The 2,789-nt window shown below is 40.1% G+C and carries 4 protein-coding genes; all 4 read right to left on the bottom strand.

The genetic code is table 11. From position 1 onward, the window contains the following. A partial coding sequence (locus tag CWC03_RS22880; RefSeq protein WP_138583801.1) for an SMI1/KNR4 family protein occupies positions 1-492 on the bottom strand: 492 nt, incomplete at its 3' end. A gap of 78 nt (positions 493-570) precedes the next feature. Beyond that, positions 571-1,095: a DUF4303 domain-containing protein gene (locus tag CWC03_RS22875; RefSeq protein WP_138583800.1), complete on the bottom strand. Its 525-nt coding sequence runs from the start codon at positions 1,093-1,095 to the stop codon at positions 571-573. Positions 1,096-1,149: 54 nt separating this feature from the next. Further along, positions 1,150-1,818, bottom strand: coding sequence for a hypothetical protein (locus tag CWC03_RS22870; protein ID WP_249314114.1), 669 nt, complete (start codon positions 1,816-1,818; stop codon positions 1,150-1,152). 337 nt (positions 1,819-2,155) lie between these two features. Continuing rightward, on the bottom strand, positions 2,156-2,789 hold a 634-nt coding region (locus tag CWC03_RS22865; protein WP_138583799.1), incomplete at its 5' end, for a TolB-like translocation protein.

The following is a 2,789-nucleotide window of genomic DNA, read 5'->3' as shown; positions in this document are numbered from 1 at the left end:
CTGCATAAACTCAGAGAACGACTTAGCAATCACAAACTTTTCGTCTTCATCACGACCAAAGTTTATCACTTGTCCAACTGTGCCATTTTCGGCCGGATCAAAATCTAAACCAAGGTAGTTGCCTGCCCAATCATGGGCAAATGGTACCCACTTTTTATTGGCATAAACTTCTTTGATAAACCCAGGAACGTGAGAGGTTGAAAACATGCTCAGCTCTTTCATTCCCTCTTCACCTTGTGAATCGATGATTTCAGCCCACGAACACCATTCTTCATAAACTCTGTTCAAAGGTAAAAAATTGAGTCCGTAAAATAAACCAGTATTGATCTCATCTTTCTGGCCGTTATGTTCGAGATACATCGCTTTCAATCGCTCAGGCAGTTCAACACCGAGCTTATTCTCTAGACTTGCTATTTCACTCGCTGTCGCCGGCTGATTAAGATCACACAAAAGCTCAGGTAATGTCGCCTGTACCCATTCCATCAAATTCATTTTAATTACTTCCTTATCACTTAAATCTAAGAGTTAATTCCATTGATATCTAAAATACGCGTGTTTGCTCATCCGCCTTCAACCAAACCGAGCATGCCAATCATTGAATCGGTTCAGCAACTCTGCGCTATTTAGCTTACGATTTGCTGCGCTTTCAAGTTCCAACATATGCTCGCTTGGATCTGTACTTAGCACTGACAGAAAAACATTTTTGGCAAAGACGCCTTCTTGCCTCAACTCTAAAAGCGCCAATACAAAAGCGTTGAAAGTGGGGTTGATAATTTCTTCAAGATAATTTTCATAGAGCTTTGCATCTTCCAGTTCAAGGCGAGCTGCGAGTAAAGTAGCAACACCTTTAAAATGCACATCCCTATCGCTTAAATCCCACTCAACGGGAGAGAACTCAAACTCAGTATTATCATCTTGTGAAAGCCATTGTTGTGTCATGACAACGTGATAGAGCGTCATTACACTGTCATCAGTACATAAGGCATAACCGAGCAACTCATCTGGCTGGTGTATACCTTGGAGGTTTGTAAAAGTAGTTTTTACGGCATCTTTGACGAGACTTTTCAACTTATCAAAGTCAATCAAATCTGACATGGCACAACCTCCATACACTACACTCTGGATAACACACCAAACAGATCCGCAGGCTTATTTATCTGCTAATGACATCGACCCAACTATTTTGCCATTTTCGATTAAAAAGAGCCTATTTGCGATAGGTGCGTTGCCGTAACTATCATCGTTCCAAGCTTCGCTATGTAAATAAATAAACTTATCCAATAAATCGTGCGATGCGTCTCTGGATACCACCATTAATCCGGTACGTCTCGCTATTGAGACAAGTAGCTGTTCGGCATCTAGCATGTCGTGCGCTTTCAGCATTTGCGTTTGAGATAAAATCGCTTCACTGCTAAAAGACTCACCGCTGGCAGTTAATACTTGGTTGTTTAGCACTGCGGACGGGACAAAGGTTACATCTAAAGCATCAATATTTTGAAAAGCCTGTGGAACTACCACATTTAAATCGATCTCTTGACCATCTTGATGTGTTAAAAAAACGAAGTTATCTGGCGTATCATAACCAAAACCAATCACGACTTCTGGGTCATCTTCTGGGCCAATTAATACTGAATAAACCGCACCGTATTGAATACCAGGCCAATCTCCAGCCTTAATAATGGGGTAAATTGTTCTATCCTTTAAGTCCATTGCTATTTCCTTATCTAAGTTGTTTGGTAAAGTAGTTTCTATTGGCATGTCTGCAACAACATCTCCCGAAAACGCAGCTACCAATAACAGTATTAAAAAGACCTTCATAAAAATTTAAGCCTCAATCAAGTAAGACGTACTGCGTAATTGTCGGTTCGAATGTGTTCGTACTTATGCTGACGGTTGTAAGGGAGATAAATAGACGCACTAGATTTTTGGATTTATTTTGCGATATCCATATCATACTATCTAAATACGATACTATTCTCAGCAATCCCTGGCAGTATCCATGCTTTTTTATTAAATCACCTTTGTTCCTTTTTTCAAGGTAATTTTATTAGACCATTAATAAAAAATTCAGTGATGTAGAAAAAGGCATGCTTGCATGCATGCATGCCGTTTAGCCTAGGTTTTTAGTGGTAGTATAACCGAGAATAATTGAGTGCTAGCGTGTTGGTCTCAGCGTTTCAATAACCTTCGCATCCATCCAATATGGATTACCTTCCCAGTAACTCGTGCCGTCTCTTTTGACTTTTCTGTCACCTCGCCAAAAAAATAAGTACTTTCCGTCTGGTGATACTTTAGGTCGTTGCTCGTACGCAGCCGTATTAATCGTATCTCCCATGTTTATTGCGTTTGTCCATGTGCCATCTTGGTTACGAAAACTAATGTAGATATCAGGCGTGTTTTCACCTTCCTTTTCAGCATCCCACATAATATAAGACTCATCTGGCGCGATGTAGGGGTGAGCAATGTACTTTCCTTGGTTAATTGCATTACTCATTTTGTGCGGTGTTTCATATTTGCCATCAACAAGCCGTGAATAACTCAAATGCCCACTGCCGTCTTTCAAATCTAAGACATAAAAGTAGTGTGTCCCTTTTGCTGAGGTAGTATAACCTCTGATTGGAATATCTTTAAAAGGCTCGATGTTTTGTATGTGTGAAACCGGTGGGCTAAATTGCTCCTGATATGCTTTTATGTCTGCTTCGGGTATTGACTTTTCAATCCATTGATTGTTTTTATATTGCATCACAATCCATGTTGGTTTTTGATATTCTCCACCAGAGCGAGTAAAA

The organism is Pseudoalteromonas sp. S2755 (assembly GCF_005886535.1).
GTDB lineage: Bacteria > Pseudomonadota > Gammaproteobacteria > Enterobacterales > Alteromonadaceae > Pseudoalteromonas.
This window is presented reverse-complemented; position numbering and strand designations above follow the sequence as displayed.

Coding starts and splice junctions, on each gene's coding strand:
- CWC03_RS22870 (WP_249314114.1), bottom strand. CDS start 1,818: ATGAAGGTCTTTTTAATACTGTTATTGGTAGCTGCGTTTTCGGGAGAT.
- CWC03_RS22875 (WP_138583800.1), bottom strand. CDS start 1,095: ATGTCAGATTTGATTGACTTTGATAAGTTGAAAAGTCTCGTCAAAGAT.